This window comes from Mesorhizobium sp. B263B2A, from assembly GCF_020165775.1.
GTDB classification, from domain to species: Bacteria; Pseudomonadota; Alphaproteobacteria; order Rhizobiales; family Rhizobiaceae; genus Mesorhizobium; species Mesorhizobium opportunistum.
The window spans coordinates 23,259-39,289 of sequence record NZ_JAIUIU010000014.1 but is presented as its reverse complement, the minus strand read 5'-3'; the positions used below and the strand labels follow the sequence as shown (position 1 = coordinate 39,289).

At 57.9% G+C, this 16,031-nt stretch carries 13 protein-coding genes and 1 pseudogene; 5 read left to right on the top strand and 9 right to left on the bottom strand.

Annotated features, from left to right (window positions below):
- Positions 1-298: 298 nt before the first annotated feature.
- Complete coding sequence (locus LB568_RS21120; protein ID WP_064994202.1) at positions 299-1,063, top strand: HAD-IIA family hydrolase; 765 nt, start codon at positions 299-301, stop codon at positions 1,061-1,063.
- Between the two features lie 401 nt (positions 1,064-1,464).
- On the opposite strand, the gene LB568_RS33820 is transcribed toward LB568_RS21120, so the two are convergent.
- Both LB568_RS33820 and LB568_RS33815 read right to left on the bottom strand, forming a co-directional pair.
- The gene (locus tag LB568_RS33820) at positions 1,465-1,716 is read right to left on the bottom strand and encodes a DUF2285 domain-containing protein (RefSeq protein ID WP_411908926.1); all 252 of its coding nucleotides are present in this window, start codon (positions 1,714-1,716) and stop codon (positions 1,465-1,467) included.
- Between the two features lie 28 nt (positions 1,717-1,744).
- Entirely contained in the window at positions 1,745-2,272 is a 528-nt protein-coding gene (locus tag LB568_RS33815; RefSeq protein WP_224655966.1) for a transcriptional regulator domain-containing protein, read from the bottom strand.
- Between the two features lie 975 nt (positions 2,273-3,247).
- On the opposite strand from LB568_RS33815, the gene LB568_RS21105 reads away from it, so the two are divergent.
- From LB568_RS21105 to LB568_RS21095, 3 genes and pseudogenes are all read left to right on the top strand, one after another.
- On the top strand, positions 3,248-3,919 hold the full coding sequence (locus LB568_RS21105) for a GNAT family N-acetyltransferase (RefSeq protein ID WP_084015908.1): 672 nt from the start codon (positions 3,248-3,250) through the stop codon (positions 3,917-3,919).
- 1,165 nt (positions 3,920-5,084) lie between these two features.
- The gene (locus LB568_RS21100; RefSeq protein WP_064994204.1) at positions 5,085-7,214 is read left to right on the top strand and encodes a prolyl oligopeptidase family serine peptidase; all 2,130 of its coding nucleotides are present in this window, start codon (positions 5,085-5,087) and stop codon (positions 7,212-7,214) included.
- A 727-nt stretch (positions 7,215-7,941) separates the two neighbouring features.
- Positions 7,942-8,557 (top strand): annotated as a pseudogene (locus LB568_RS21095) (OmpW/AlkL family protein).
- A gap of 359 nt (positions 8,558-8,916) precedes the next feature.
- On the opposite strand, the gene LB568_RS21090 reads toward LB568_RS21095, so the two are convergent.
- Positions 8,917-9,135, bottom strand: coding sequence for a helix-turn-helix transcriptional regulator (locus LB568_RS21090; protein WP_013533400.1), 219 nt, complete (start codon positions 9,133-9,135; stop codon positions 8,917-8,919).
- A gap of 109 nt (positions 9,136-9,244) precedes the next feature.
- Between LB568_RS21090 and LB568_RS21085 the strand changes: the two genes are divergently transcribed.
- Positions 9,245-9,511 carry a DNA -binding domain-containing protein gene (locus LB568_RS21085; RefSeq protein WP_064994205.1) on the top strand — a complete coding sequence of 89 codons (267 nt, stop codon included), beginning with the start codon at positions 9,245-9,247 and terminating at the stop codon, positions 9,509-9,511.
- A 503-nt stretch (positions 9,512-10,014) separates the two neighbouring features.
- Here the strand turns inward: LB568_RS21085 and LB568_RS21080 are convergent.
- From LB568_RS21080 to LB568_RS21050, 6 genes are all read right to left on the bottom strand, one after another.
- Positions 10,015-10,740, bottom strand: coding sequence for a LuxR family transcriptional regulator (locus LB568_RS21080; protein ID WP_411908933.1), 726 nt, complete (start codon positions 10,738-10,740; stop codon positions 10,015-10,017).
- Positions 10,741-11,408: 668 nt separating this feature from the next.
- On the bottom strand, positions 11,409-12,815 hold the full coding sequence (locus tag LB568_RS21075) for an aminotransferase (RefSeq protein WP_064994227.1): 1,407 nt from the start codon (positions 12,813-12,815) through the stop codon (positions 11,409-11,411).
- A 571-nt stretch (positions 12,816-13,386) separates the two neighbouring features.
- Positions 13,387-13,842 carry a DUF6527 family protein gene (locus tag LB568_RS33810; protein ID WP_224655967.1) on the bottom strand — a complete coding sequence of 152 codons (456 nt, stop codon included), beginning with the start codon at positions 13,840-13,842 and terminating at the stop codon, positions 13,387-13,389.
- A 5-nt stretch (positions 13,843-13,847) separates the two neighbouring features.
- Entirely contained in the window at positions 13,848-15,302 is a 1,455-nt protein-coding gene (locus tag LB568_RS21060) for a HesA/MoeB/ThiF family protein (protein WP_064994206.1), read from the bottom strand.
- Complete coding sequence (locus LB568_RS21055; RefSeq protein WP_064994207.1) at positions 15,299-15,721, bottom strand: E2/UBC family protein; 423 nt, start codon at positions 15,719-15,721, stop codon at positions 15,299-15,301. Before LB568_RS21055 ends, LB568_RS21060 begins: the two co-directional genes overlap by 4 nt.
- Positions 15,721-15,966, bottom strand: coding sequence for a multiubiquitin domain-containing protein (locus LB568_RS21050; RefSeq protein WP_064994208.1), 246 nt, complete (start codon positions 15,964-15,966; stop codon positions 15,721-15,723). The genes LB568_RS21055 and LB568_RS21050 overlap by 1 nt, the downstream gene beginning before the upstream one ends.
- Positions 15,967-16,031 lie beyond the last annotated feature (65 nt).

Below are 16,031 nucleotides of genomic sequence, written 5' to 3'. Positions count from 1 at the left end.
TGATCCAAGCGCGGCACGTCTCGCCAGGCTTGTGGTTCGCTGGGAACTAGAGACGCATTGTCCATCAGCTGCGTTGACGCAGCGAAGTCGGCAGCCGACGGCGCAGGGCGTCGGCACGGCGAGCGGTGCGCCCGACACGTTTACGCCGCAACCTCCTTATTGCCGCACGGCCAACTGGGCGCCCTTCGCGCATCGCTCTCAATCGGTACAGTCGCCGGCATTCTCGCCTGGAGAAGATCAGTGACACAAGCCGTGCTCAGGCCGTGCATGCACGAAAGACATCGAGGGTTGATATCCAATGATCACAGCGCATCTGCTCGACATGGACGGAGTCCTGGTCCGCGGCGGCCAACCGATTGCTGGCTCGGTCGGCTATGTGGCCGGGCTAATCGCCACGGGTGAGCCGTTTCAGATCTTCACCAACAACTCGCGCTTCACACCCGAAGATCATGCCGAGCGTCTAAGAGCGGTTGGCTTCGCCGTGCAGCCAGAGCACATCTACACATCGGCGCTCGCCACTGCGCGGTTCATGGAACTGCAAAAGCCCGGATCATCTGCCTATGTCATCGGCGACCACGGTCTGGTTGAGGCTCTGCGGCAGGCAGGCTGCCGGATAACGGAGTTTTCGCCCGAGTTCGTGGTCCTCGGGGATACAATTTCGTACCACTATGAGCAGATCGCAACTGGCGCCGAGCTTGTGGCGAAGGGAGCGCGTTTTCTCGCCACCAATCCAGATGCGACTGGCCCGACCGAACGAGGCTCCCATCCGGCGTGCGGGGCAGTCGCAGCACTAATAGAGAAGGCCACCGGCCGTCAGCCCTATTTCGTCGGGAAGCCGAACCCGTTCATGATGCGCAATGCGCTCGACCGGCTGGGAGTGCGAGCTGTCGATACCATCATGGTCGGGGACCGCATGGATACCGACGTGCTCGCAGGGCTGGAATCGGGCCTGAAAACAGCCCTTGTGCTTACTGGAGTGACCAAACTGGCTGACATAGAGCGGTTTCCATTCAGACCGGATTACGTGGTCGATTGCCTTGCGGATCTGGGCCAGATCATCTGAACCAACAAGCCGAAGGCACCCCGACACCAAGCCTGAACGTGCTCCCTCTACGTTCCGGGCCGTCAACCCAGCGCAATCTGGTGGAAAGCTGGCCGCAAAAGAAGTGATAAGCATGACAAGTTAGTCGAACTACACCCACGTAGCCATGCCGGCGGTCTGCCGTTGCTGGGAAGAACTGGCTCGGCCGCTGCGTATAGCGTATACCCGACGCGGCAGCTTTTTTCTCCGTTGCGTACTCGACATTGTCACCTGTGGAACATTCGAACGTGCCTCTCGGCATCGACTGACGGGTTGAACCAGAGCGCACCTGTAAGGTCTTTCCCCGCCAAGTGGGACCGGGCGAACTGACGTTCTGGATCCGAACTGTTCGCCGGCTGATGTACGGGGCGGACCGTCACTTTTCAAAAAAGGAAATCCCTGTACCCTCCATGCATGAGGGCGCGGCCACGAGAGACAGCGCGGCGAATGCGGTCGCGCAGATGATCGCGAGGATCCCTCCAGTCGGCATGGACGCGCTGTTGACCAATCAGCGCTTCGGCGAGCTCGCGATGTGACGCCCCAGCAAGTGAGCCGTCGAGCGCACGAAGAACGAAGGTCAAACGAGGACCCCGCTTTTCTGGCGGGAATAAGCGGGCAGGAAGCTGTTGACCCACATTTAGACGATTGAGGGACTCGATCGCCCTAAGACGGTGCTTCGAAAGGGTCTCGGGCCAGATGGCCTCGGTACGGAGGCAAACGGGGTGCAAGATATCCGCGCCAGAGACGGCGAGTTGGAGCGTGTGCTTGGTATCCCGAAGAAGAACATGCTGGCCCTTGTCGGGGGCTAGCAGAACCGTCGAACGGCACGGCAATGCCGAGAGCTCGAACGGCGCTGTGCCCGACCACGCGGACAGCTGTTCTGCAATGACCGGCAGCACATGAGCGCACCATAGCGGAGACCAGAATACGACCGAATTGCGCCCATGAGACTCGGCGAAACAGAACACCCCAGCGTGACAGTTCGCAGGCCACGGTGACCACATTGAGAAAAGGTCGGTACGACAAAGTATTGGCCTGCCGGCTTGCTGTGGTCACATCAGGCTGGAATGCTGGATTCCGGCGTAAGAACTCCCAGGCCCATTCGCGCGGCGTCAGAGCTGAGGTGTAATCGTATGATCTTTCATCGCGCCAATCAGCCCCATCGGCGCCATTCACGAGAACTGCAGGCATCATTTTGCTCCCCTGCCAGCCCCCAGGCAGGTCGAAACATCATGCCGGTTGGCAAAGCACCGGCGCAGGGGCCACCAGACCTCGACGAATGCGTTTCGTCGAAGCTGTTGCGGTCGGCACCGTTCAGGGCCGAACACGCCGGCAAATAGCGGCGACATGACCGAACCAGCGCAGCCAGCACGGCCCGAGCTGGCCAAGTGAGTTGGCTCGCCGCCAGTGGCCGGTTCCTGCGCCGCATTCCTGACGTTCCTTGAAGACCGCGTGCCGCAGCGGTGGGTTTCTAGTTGATTGTGCGCAGGTCGTCGTAGCGCCAGCGATATAAGCTTGGCCATGGAGGTCTCCTGGGGGAAGTTCCCCGCCATTGGAGACCAAGATTCACGCTAGGGCATCCTGTATAGTTGTACAGGTGAAGGCGACTGCTCAGAGGACCGAAAAACAGACCGGCGAGGCCCGCAATCGCTTCTTGGGTGGTGCTCACGCCGGGGTTTTCAGAGCGCTGTGGAATGCAGCGGCTGAGCTTCGCTTGCCCCTGGATGCCGCTGATTTCCGAGGCAGACTTGTCCCCACTGCCCTTGGTCCGGGTGTACTGTCAAGCGAAGTAAGGATTCGGCTCCTTGGGCGAAACGAAGACTGATCTCATCTGCTTGCGGTTTCGTGGTCTCGAGGCCGTCGCAAGGCCGGAGTGACGCTTTTCGCGACGTCGGGAGCTGTGACCGCGGATGGTGATCACCGAAGCGGGCGAGCAAGGCGTTTGCTGTCACGCAATCGCGAAACACAGCTGCGCGCCCACCGAGCGGTCGGAGGTGGGCCTATGCCAAGGGCGTCGTTCTCCATTTCTGCGCAAGTACGCAACCTCATTGTGTGACTTAAGATAAATCTTCGTGAAAATGGATGCGCCTCTCGGCGGGTTTTATCAGCCTTCTGCATTTCTGAAACAATATTTTTGCAGAGATTTACCAGAATTTTATCCAAGTAATGAGTATTCTTGGAATCAAGCTGCACGTTCCATCTAGGAACCATACTGCACCTTCTTTAGGTGCCCCTAACTTTAAGTTTTTAGAAACAAGGCATCTGCTTATGCACATCTTAGAAACGCCACACCTATTCCTGAGGCCGCCGTCGCATAGCGACGAGCTTCTTTTGCATGGCCTTCGTAGCGATCCGTTCGTGGTTAACGCCAGGGGTGGACTCGCTCCGACGATTGAGCAGTCGAAAGCTGCACTATTTGAGTTCATTAATCATTGGCAGAACAATCGTTTCGGCTTATGGATGCTGTTCGTCAAAGATCCAGACCAAGGCAACAAATTCGCTGGCTACTGTGGGTTGGCTCGCAGCGGCCTGTACCTTCCAGAAGATCCGAATAATGTTGAAATAGTAACTTGTCTCAACCTTGCGGCTTCGGGAAAGGGGATAGCAGTCGAGGCCGGCAGGGCGGTTGTCCAATTTGCTTTTGAATATTTAAAACTGGAGAAAGTGACTTCATTCGTTCGACCAACGAACATACGTTCGCTTCGTAAGAACATTAAGATAGGATTTTTCTATGTTCGCGACCGTATACATGACAACAATACAATGAGATATTTAGAGGTTTACCCAGAAACAGCCGTAAAAGCTGATCAATTACTTTTTTTCGATGACGCAAAATAGACTTTATGCCGAACAGTAGCGCTGCGACCGAGTCGGCATTTCGGTGTTCGCTTAACCTCGAAGGACTTGGGAACGTGCTTCATACCGACGTGTCCGCGGGCAAGCCGTTGCGAAGAACGGGTTGAATGGGATTGAGTGCTCCCGTGCAGCCTGGGCCGGCCTCTGGACCTTTTCAGCCAATGCCGGCGCTGAGCGCACCAGACCTCGATAGAGGCATTTCGTCGAACCGTGTGCCATCGGCACTGTCGAGAGTAGAAGGCGCGCGCACCACGCATCCAGGCCGTCGCATCCGCATAGCGGCAGCCACCCCGGCCTGTGCAGGCCAACGCAATTGATTTCAAGTCCGTGATCGGCTCGTGAGACCCGTGCCAGATTTTCCTTGAGGGGCAGTGGGCGCCGCGGTGGATTGCACGCTGGTTATGGGCAAGTTGTCATAGCGCTAGCGCTATAAGGTCAGTGATCGGGAGGTCTCCTGGGGGAATTTTCTCTCATGGACTCTACCGCCCCTCCTGAACCCGCGTATCGCATATCGGACGGCGGCCCGACATCACCCCAACCTGCCTTGGCGACCAGTCCACTGCATTCGCCCGAACAGCTTGCTGGCTTGATCGACAGACTTCAAGAATCCAATCAAGGGGACGGTGCAGGCCGAGATTGCGGTAGAGCTTGGGCAACCCTCAGATCGCCCAAGCGGCGTCCAATTCCTTGCCTGGCTCCGGTTTTTGCCGCCGGCGGGGTCTAAACCCACAGGTGGCAGCCGGTCTTCGTCGCTCACTCGTCCATCGCATCATGGTGGCCGCCATTGACTCGCATACGCGAAGCCTTCCGGAGCGAAGATGTCGGCGGCCAACCAAATTCCTTGTGAGCTGCACGGTGTCAGCTATCGGGCCTGAGTTGATCCGGTGATTACGCGGTGCACTCGTTGTCGCATTCGCGACGATGTCTGACATCTGACACGGCGCTGTCAGAGCGATCGCATTGTTCCGTAAGGGCTTCCGAGTTGGCACGAGAGCTGCGGTCCTATGTGCAGGAGCACTGCGACGCCACCGGTTGGGAAGAACTCATCCATGATCACGCTTTTCGAACATGCGGACACCGCCGCAAACATTGGGCCGTCTCGAGCGGACGAGAGCCCTTCCGCTTTCATTTCTCAGGTCTTTCGGTCATGAGCGAATTCGATTTTCGCCCAACGCTGAATGCGCCCGACGATGACCCCCATCTTTGGCTCGAAGATGTAGAAGGCGAACGGGCACTTGCGTGGACCGCCAGCCAGTCGGCAAAGACCCTGAAGCACTTCGCGGGAACGCAGTTCGAGCGCGACCGGGCGGCGCTTAGAGTGATGTTCGACCGTTTCGACAGGATTCCGCTCGTCACGCGCCGCGGTCAGTACCTCTATAATTTCTGGCAAGATGCCGGAAACCCGCGCGGGTTGTGGCGCCGGACCACCCTTGCCGCTTACATGAATGCGGATCCCCAGTGGGAGCTACTGGTCGATCTGGACGCCCTGGCCGCTAGCGACGGAGAAGACTGGGTCTGGGGCGGCGCGTCGATCGAGCCTGAGACGCGCGAAAGAGCCGTCTTGCGCCTGTCGCGCGGGGGCAGCGACGCGGTCGTGCATCGCGAATTCGACCTTAGCTCTTTGAGCATTGTCGCCGACGGGTTCAATCTCCCAGAGGCCAAGGGCGGGATAAATTGGCTCGACCCTGACACGCTTCTGCTTTTCAGTGCGCTTGGTCATGACATGGCCACCCGTTCCGGCTTCGCGCGGGCCGTGCGGTTGTGGAAGCGTGGCGCCGATCCCCTCACCGCGCCGGTAATCTTCAAGACGGGTTCCGAATCCCTAAGCGTGTCTGGTCATCTGGACCGCACGGTCGAGAACGAGCGCCTTTGGTTCATCGAGAATACTGGCTTCTTCAAGCAGATAGTCCAAATCGGCGACAGGAGCGGGCCGAAGCTTGAGATCAACCTTCCTCGGGATGCCTGGTGGGCCAGCTTCGGTGATTGGCTGGCGGTAAAGCCGCGCAAGCCCTGGACAGTGAGAGGGACCACCCATCCCGCGGACGCGCTGATCGGCATCTCGCTTTCTTCTTTCATCGGTGGCGAACGCCGTTTCAGCACCCTGTTTGAACCGGGCGAGAGGCGCTGTCTGCAGTCATTCTTCTGGAATGACGGGAAGCTCATTGTCGCCTACCTCGAGAACCTCGCTCCGCGTTTCGAGGTGTTCACCCCGGGTCGCCAGGAATGGACGCGCCGAGCCCTGGACACGGTGCCCGCGCAAGGGACCGTCCACCTCTGGTCCCTCGATGCGGCAGATCACGAGACCAATGGAGAGGTCCTCGTTTCGGCTCAGGACCCGATCACACCGTCGCAACTGCTCCTACTCGATCTCAATGATGCGCCGCCTCTTGGCGCTCCAGTGGTCCTGAAGCGCAGCCCGGAGAATTTCGACGCATCCGGACTGGTGGTCACGCGCCACGAGGCAGTCTCGATCGATGATGAATTGATTCCCTATATGCAGGTCGGTCCGGCGAACGGGAACGGAGATGCCCCGGTTCACCTTTCCGCGTATGGCGGGTTCGGCATATCGCTCCTGCCCCACTACAACTCCTCGCTCGGCAAGCTGTGGCTCGAACGCGGCGGCACGTGTGTGGTGGCAAATATCCGCGGGGGCGGCGAGTTCGGCACCCGCTGGCACGATGCCGGACGGAGGGAGGGCAAGCGTCTCGCCCATGACGATTTCGCTGCCGTAGCAGCCGACCTCGTACGAAGGGGCATCACACTACCGAGGCGGATTGCCGCTGAGGGCGGCTCGAATGGCGGCCTGCTGATCGCCAACATGCTTACTCGCTATCCCGAGCATTTCGGCGCGCTGTTCTGCACGGTTCCGCTTATCGACATGCGCCGCTACACCAAGCTCCTGGCCGGCGCGAGCTGGATCGACGAATATGGCGATCCGGACAAGGCTGAGGATTGGGCTTTCCTGAAGGAAATCTCCGCCTATCACGCCGCCACGCCGGGACAGCCCTATCCGCCGATCCTGCTCGCCACCACGAAGCGTGACGACCGCGTTCACCCGGGCCACGCGCGCAAGATGGCCGCAAAGCTGCAGGCCCTCGGCTATCCGGCTTATTTCTACGAGCCCGTCGCAGGCGGGCACGGGCACGGTAAAGACAATCGGGAGCGCGCTGGATTCATTAGTCTTGGCATCAATTTCCTTCGCAGCGCGATCGGCTGGCACGCCGATAGCTTTCACAAAGGATCGGGAGCTCGGGGAGAGCGAACTTCGGATGACTGAGTACAGGTCGAGGGGTGCGGCAAAGGTGCAAAATAATGCGAGCACGGTTTGCGCAAATGCGCCCCCGTACGCTGTCGACCTCAATCAATACTGCAGGACTATCGCAGTCTACCATTTTCTGAAGAGCAAGGAGCAATATCATGGGATCAAATAAATGAAACTGGCGCAGGGAGTAGTAACGGCCGTTGTCCTGATGCTGCTGGCACAGCAGGTTGTCGCGACGAGTCATCCACAAGTACCTGCGCCTCCCCGCCTCCCCCGTCCCGTTGCGCTTACCCGTGCCCGTCTACGACACCAATCTAGGAGTCAAGCTCTTGGCATATCCGCCTGCGCTCCTCGGGGGACCACATTCGGCTAGGTTAATACGGTGCCTATCCGGTTGCTTCTGCGGGACCAGCCCGGGCGGGCACAGCTACGGCAGGAATCCGACCCGGGCGCGTTCATTGGCTTAGGCGACATTTTGCTTGGCGGCGCGATCGGCTGGCACGCCGGTAACGTGTATGGACGACCGGGAGCACGACGAAAGCAAGCACGAACGAAGGAGCACAGGTCGAGGACTGCGACAAAAGCAATAACGCGATCACAGTTGGTCAGAATGCGCGCACAGCTCCATCTATCTTAATCAAATAGACTAGTTGCATGATAATTCGTTAGTTCTGAAGAGCAAGAGATATCAGTCAACAAAGCGAATGAACCTGCGCGGGCAGCAACAGCGGCTGTCGTCCTGATGCTGATCGGACAGCAGGCGGTCGCGTCAGACCTTCCAGAACCGTGCGGCCCCGACGAGGGTCCTTCGGTCGCGGAATGGCCAAGCCCTGGCAGATCCGCCTGCGCGCTTTGGGGGTCATCACTGGGGATTCGGGCTACGTCAATGGGGTGTCTGGCTCCGGTCTTTCCTATTCGAACACGGTGACGCCTGAACTCGATATTCTCGGACAACGTCGCCGCCGAACCCATACTCGGCGCCACCTTTGCCAACATCAATGGCCAAGGCTCGATGGGGCTAGGCAAGGTTGGTAAGGTTTGGCTGCTGCCGCCCACGCTCACATTCCAGTATCATTTTACCGATTTCGGCGCCTTCAAGCCCTATGTCGGCGCCGGCGTGAACTATACGATCCTTTATCAAGGCCGGCAGCGCCGATGATCTCAAGGTCAAGAACACCTTCGGCACCGCGCTGCAGGTCGGGTTCGACTACAAGCTCGACCAGCACTGGGGCGTCAACTTCGACGTGAAGAAGCTTTTCCTGAAGCCGGACTTCGAAGTCACCGTGGCCGGTAACAGCCAGACGGGCAAGGCGGAGCTCGATCCCTGGCTGATCGGCGCAGGTGTCACGTACCGATGATACCGCGGCCTCGTGAGCGCTTTGAGCCAACGGGCCCCCTCAGGCGCCCGTTAGCGTTCCCCCTTCCTCGGGTTAGTTTCAGTTTCCCGTGACGACTTCTGCAGAACGCCCAGCACAAGGACGCCTGTCGAGGTACGCGATCAGCATGCGTCGCGCCCACCTTTGATCAGAACGTCGTAACCTCGACTGTAACGTCGTAGCGCTGGTTCTCTCAGTCACCTTGCCCGCGAGCCCCGCCGAACACTCATCGGCAAAGGGCTGGCGGCGATAGCTGGTCGCCCCGGGGGAGATCGGACCTCCAGTGAGAGCCAGTGAGCGCCGTCAGGCGCTGGCTCCTAGTAATTACATGAACCGCCACTTCAGGCCTGTTTGTCGGGCCGTACCAGATCCATGTGGCTGACGCCGAGCGCCAACGCCAGTTCATAGATCGTGATGATCGTCGGATTTCTTCGGCCCTTCTCCAAACCGCTGATGTACTGCTGGCTGAAGCCGGAAATGTCGGCAAGCTGCTCCTGGGTCAGACGCTTCCTTTGCCTGATCCGCTGCACATTCCGTCCGATCAACTTGCGCATATCCATGCACGCAAGCCACCGGATCAGGCGACTTGAGTTTATCAACTATAATATGTAATTCACATTTTGCCGGGAGAGAAGTCGCCGAGGCGATCATCTGGAGCTAGGATCAGCAATGTTACAGCCTAAATCGGACATGGCGATTACCGACGAAGTGCCCTGGTCAGACGGCATCACAGCCTACGACAAGGAGCACTTTACAACCTACATGAGGCTCCTCGATGCATCCGGCGACGATGCTAGCGAAGAGGAAATGGCACATCTGATCCTCGGCATTGATCCGAGACGAGAACCGGAGCGTGCGAGGAAGGCTGTTCGCAGTCATCTCGACCGTGCAAACTGGGTGATGACAAGCGGGTACAAGGAATTGTTCGACAGCTGAGAAATTGCGCAGTGCTCGCCCAGTGGCCGCCACTGCTTCGGCTACAGCCCCCTCCTCGGCGCCTGATGAGGCATCCAGGAACGGCCAACGGCAGCCTCAATTCGGTTCATGGGCATCGGTTTTGGCCGGTTGGGGGTCTGATGCGACAAAAGGAATCGCGTTCCGTTTGGATGGGCAGTAGCCACAGCAGCACGTCATCGAGTGCCGCTCCTCCCACGAGTAACAACTGTGTAGGTTTTCGGCGAAGCTGGATGTTCAAATACCGGGCGCCCGCCACGGTTGACGCTTGACGTCAGCAGTATGGGGCGAGCTATTCTCATAGCCATGCAACGCGGACTAGCGTCGGAACGAGACGCCGACTGAGCCCTTTGAGTGCAAAGTGTGACGGGAATATACGACTGCATCGCGCCTGACTGCGCCGGGCGGCAAAGGGACTCAGCATCCCTTCGCCGCTGTTAAAATGCTGCGACCGATGACCCGAGCACAGCGGACCAAAGAGCTACTCAGAGGATCGAGCTCCCTTGGGACCCCAAAAGGGCTATGGCTTGATTTTGCGTGCGCACGCCCAGCTTCTTCTTGGCATTCTCCAAATGGAATGCGATGGTGCGCGGCTTAATGCCCAAGATGCGGCCGGTTACCCAGGCCGAATTGCCGCGCGCTGCCGACCGCAGGCACATATATTCGCGCGATGTCAGCAAGATCCCATCCACGGTTCGATCGCCCGGCAGTTTGCGGCGAACGCAGCGATGAAAGCAGGTGGCCATCAGCTGAAGAGCTTGTTCGTACCGCTCGATGACCCGAAGAAATACTGGACGAGGCTCATCGGCGGCGAACGTAACCGCGGCAGTGCGGCCTCGTAGATCGACGATTGGGATCGTCAATCCGCAGCGGATGCTGAATCGGGCCGCCTCATCAAATAGCTGCTGTTGAGCCGGCGACATCTTACCGCCCCACAAATCCGATCCCCATTGAAACGGGCGGCCGCCATTTCGAGCACGCAAGATGACAGGATCGAGCTTCTCATACTGATTTTCCAGATACTGCATGGCCCAGCGAGGTGGGTAATTCGAAATTAGCCTTGGCTTGCCGGAAGGCAGTGATGGCAAAGACAGGTACGCAAAAGAGAGTAGGTCAAATCTTGCCGCCGCCTCAGCCAAGGCTTCCCGGAAATCTGCTTCATCGACACTCTGTGACAGTCTTTCAAGGAATGTCTCGAAAACAAGTGGCATGTCCCTCGTCATAGTCGCGCTCGCTTCTTCCTCTTTCTGCACGCCTCCCGGCCGCCGCGTGCATGGCCGGACAACTGTCATTGACTTCGCAGGCGTCTCGGAGCTGATCAGCAGATATGGCCACACTGGGTTTGAGGTGTGAGAATTCACCGCCGCGATTGTTCTGCTGCAATCGATGATTGAGGACGATATCTTCGGCGTGGCCGCTCCGTTGAATGGTGGGGATGGCGCGCTGCAATGGTGTAAAGTCGCGTCTAAGTTTCGATCTGCATCCTAATACGCAAATCATCTTTGAACGCCTGATTTCCGGCCGCCCTTAATGATGGTGATGGGGTGAATCAAAAAGGGCGCCCTGCCGGCGGGGAGGTACACCGGCAGGGCGCGCCGCACAAAGGCCCTGGTTGTTGGGGGACAGGACAGTGGCGGCAGAACTGGTCGGTTACAACTTGCGAGTAAAGTGGTCCGGAGCATGCTCAGGATCAGATGTCTTGAATTCAACTATTTGGTTTGCTCGGCGCAACAGAATGCAGTCAAGCCAGCATCACCCAAGGACGGCCCCTGACGCAGCCGGATCTTTACGACTGGTCCGTGCAGAGTTTTCATGGGATGATATGACAGCATTCTGGCACATGGTCACGCCAGTGCTCAATCCCGTCGCCTTTGGAAGATCATACGGCACCCTCAGCCTTCAGCGCGCGATATGTGGCATCGACTGATTTCGCGGTCGCACCGACGATGATGTCGATCTCTTTTCGGGTAATGATCAGAGGTGGCGCATAGCCGAGGATGTCGCCATGCGGCATGGCCCGTCCGATCACACCATTTTCAAACAGAGCAGCTGCAGTGCGCACCCCGACCTGAAGGTCAGGATCGAATGGTATCCTTTGTTTCGGGTCCCGCATCATCTCTACCGCGGATAGGATACCCACTCCGCGAACTTCGCCGACGATGGGATGTCCCGCCAGTTCGGCTTTCATGCGGGCCTGCCAGTACGGTCCGACATCCTTCACATGTTCCAGGATGTTTCTTTCTTTTAGCAGTCGAATATTGGCAAGCGCGGCCGCAGCACAAAGCGTGTGACCGGAATATGTCCATCCATGGCCAAGTGCGCCGTGCTTCTCAGTTCCTTGTTCCAAAACCGACCAGACTCGGTCGCCAATGATCGACCCGGAGATGGGGAGGTAGGCGGAACTCAGCCCCTTGGCGATGGTCACGAAATCCGGACGCATGTTATACAGGTGAGAACCGAACTTCTCGCCGGTCCGCCCGAAGCCGCAGACCACTTCATCAGCGATCAGAAGGATATCGTACTTATCGAGCACCGCTTGAATGGCCGTCCAGTACCCTGTGGGGGGCGGCACAATACCTCCTGTCCCAAGTACCGGCTCTCCGATAAAGGCTGCAACCGTTTCTGGTCCTTCAGCCAGGATCAAGGCTTCAAGCTCATCGGCACAGCGCCGGGAGAAAGCTTCCTCGCTCTCCTCGATGCGCGCCTGGCGGTAGTAGTGTGGCGTGGTGGTATGGCGCACCAAATCCAGAGGCAGGTCGAAGAAATTGTGAAAAAACGGAAGGCCGGTCAGGCTACCGGTGACCAGCCCAGATCCGTGATAGCCGCGATTTCGCGAGATGATCTTTTTCTTTTCGGGCCGGGCGAGGATATTATTATAGTACCAGACCAGCTTGATGTTGGTTTCGTTAGCGTCGGAACCAGAGAGGCCAAAATAGACCCTTCGCATGTTCTGACCGAAATACTCGACCACGGCCTCTGCCAAAAGGGCGACCGGCTCCGTACCTTGGCTGGCATAGACGTGTGCGAACGGCAATTCGTGCGCTTGCCTGGCAATAGCCTCGGCGATCTCCGTGCATCCATAACCCATATTCACGCAGTAGAGGCCTCCGAAACCGTCGAGGCTCCTTCGGCCTTCGGTGTCCCAGATATAAACGCCTTCCGCACCGGCCATGATCCTATTTGGCGTTTCGCCTCGGCTGTGCTTGGCCAGATGCGTAGAAGGATGAAAGACGAAGCTTCTATCCTTCTCCCGGAGTTGCTCGGTTCCCAGATTGCTCAAGCGCATGTCCCTCTCCTCGCGATACAATGGCGGGGGCATTTGGCCGGCCAGCTCATTGGCAAGCAGTATACCGGAAACACCGCTGGAATTTCGCGGGAATGGATGTTTTTTGCAGACGAATTCGCGGAATCGGGATCAGATGCCGTGGAAATCAACTGAGCTGGTGTACCTTTGCCTGGACTGGGCCCGTTTGGACCGGACAGTCGGCTAATGTGGGAGGCTTAGATATACTCAAGCACAGGCGGCTGACGAATATCGACGGATTGAATTGCAGCGGCTGCGGTGGGATCTGACGAATCTTTGGAGTTCAGAAGTGCGGGGCTTGAAGAGCACGTTCGCGACCTCGAGCGGCTTCCCGGCCGCAAGACCATGCAAGTGGAGATCCTCAAGGACGCGCTGGCCGGGTCGGACTCAAAATAAACCGACTTGCGGCGCTTGTTGCAGCCGAGGGACAGTTCCCGATGAAGGCCGTTGCCGAGACCCGCGGTGGCGCGGCCCATCTCCATGACAAGGGTGCGTCGCCCGGTGAAGCCGCGCGGGCCTTACCGCAAACGCGTCCGCGGCTCCAGGACCCACTCTAGAGATTTCTTGCGTATATGTCTGGTCGGGCTCGCCAAGGCTCGACACCGGTGTCTTCACACCAATAGACTTTCCCGTCGCTGAGCCAGAAATGGCTTAGGCATCCTTTGGTTCTCCAAACGGAGGGATGCAACGTTGGCCGGCCCTCCACGCTCACCTCAATGCGCCACCTGGGGTTATGTGGCGCGTGGGTTGGCAATGAAACCACATCGCCACACCCACAGGGACACCTAAAGAGTGCCCAGTATGGTCGGCCTTTATGCACGACGCTTATGAACTGTCCCGGCCGAACCGCGTCATTCGGCGGCGTTTTTTCAACCACATCATTGCGAGCGAAAGATACGTCCGCGAGCGATGCCTCAGAAGGAACTCGGTCCGCCGGTGTTTTTGGACCACGTGGACCGAGAATGATTTCCTCTGCCCACCGTAGGAAACTTAACAACCAAGACCACATGCGAATCAACACAGCTTGCCGAGTGACGGCATACCGAGCCGGTAGCCATTCTCGCGTGCGAGCAATAAACCGTCTGGACCGCAGCAAAAACAACCAGCGTTGTCTTTTGGCATATTGCTGTAAATTACCATGTGCACGAAATCGTACCATATATTGTCGCGGCGAATGTCGCTCGCAAGCCGCCGATAGGGGCGCACCAGATCAAACAAGGTCGCTACGGCCATGTCGGCGGTCGCACTGGTGAAGGGACCTACTCCGGGCGCCCGCTCCCCGCCCCCGATCAGATAATACTCTTCCCGGAGCGTCTCTGGATCCAGCTCCGCCAGCTCCGGACGCGCCTTCAGTGCACTCTCGTAATCGAGCTTTTCCTCGGTGACGACGCCTTGGCATCTTAAGCACCCACCAGATTCGGGAAGAACTGTGCTAACCCGCCCTCTATGATCACGTAGGTACGGCTGACGGTCCTGGTCAAGACCAATATTGCCTGTGAGCCCGCAGTCGATGAGTCCTTGGCAGTAATAGTAAACCGCCTGATTGAGAATTTCTCTCCCAGCGACATCATCAGTACAACCGAACACCAAGTCGGCGCTGGAAATGGCATCGACCGCTTCTGGAGACTCGTTCACATACCCCTCAATGGCAACGACAGTCACTCTCAGGCCCAGATCCCGAACATATCGGGCTAACGTAGCAGCTTTGCTCTCGCCTACATCGCAGCGGCGATATCCGCGAACGCGGTTGAGATTGCTAGCTTCGAGCAAATCGCCGTCTACAATGATGAGTTCGCCTACACCCGCGCGAGCGATAAGTGTGGCGACTGAAGACCCTGTTCCCCCTCCTCCGACGATTGCTACGCGCAACGATCTGAGCTTCTCGTTGAATGGTTCGCCAAATGCAGCTTCTTGTCGCTTTAGCACTTCCGATGGTGCAGCATCGACCTTCTTGCCGATGTGAACTGACAGCTGCGTCCCGAGCACACACACATGCCGGACGTCAGCCACTCCGTGAGGGGCCGCACCCGTCCGAACTCTGGCACGCCAATGTCCGTCGGCCAAAATCATCGCGACAAGTGATACCTCAGGGCCATTGCAGCCAGCGTATCCCCTCAGAATGCTTTGTTCGTTCTGATCATCCTTCGTCGAGAAATCCAGAGCGCCCCTTGGGTGACTGTGGACAAACCCCAGCTCAAGCCGCTCCTGCTCGCAGCGAAAGTAGATATCTTGGAACTTGCGGAGATTGATGCGCAAGTGCACCGGGGAGCTGTCCAGCACCCAGTCGCCATCCATCTCAATCGCGTCAACGGCCACAAAACGCGTTGACGGCGGCAGACCCAGTACGGTTCTCTCAATTTTGCGGAAGAGGACGAGCGCGCCCCGCTCGTCACGGTCGGGGTGCCCGGTCAACCAGCTCTTGAGCCTATCGTCGAGGGAACCGATAATCGAAATCCGATATCCGTTCATGAACGCCTCGCGTCCGGGTACTTAAACGCCCATGAGATCCGGTCCATAATTGTCTGGACGTCGTCGACCTTTGGCTTCCAGGCATTTTTATGCCAGTGTCTGGACCACCGGCAAAACACTGTCGCCTTGTGCGTACGCGAATCCTCATTGGAACCAGGTCCGCCAGTATTTGGTATTGGCTTGCCGTCAGCCCGGTGAAGTCGTGGGTGAACCCAGAACATGTCCCCACCCGAGCTATTGTAATTCTGCGGAATCTCATACAACACATCGACAGCGTTTGCAGATTTTGCATCTGCCAGGTAAACCCCTTTCGGCAGCGGAAATCTTTTGAATATTAGGAAACGGGCGCCCTCCTCTTCTTCAAAATTGACGCCGGCTTTGTGGAGTGTCTCGTAATCAGAATCGAACAACAGGGGCATTATTCAATTCCGGCTTCGGAACTTGCATCCTGCGCGTAGAACTTTTCGATCCCCGGTGGCAGCAAGTCGATCGGGTCCTCGTGCCCAACTAACTGGCCAGGCTGGCCTGGCCTTTTCACATAAAGGTCCATGCTATCCGGTATGCCAGGGCCTACGCCTCGCACCTCGGCGCCGGTTATGAACCGGTTGTCCCAATCGTAATTTTCGTTTTCGATTTTGAACTTGAACTTCTCTTTGGCAGCCATGGATCCGTCTCTCGCAGTTGCTTGGTTTCAAGATATCTCAGGCGCGCACATCCCTCTTCTCCCGT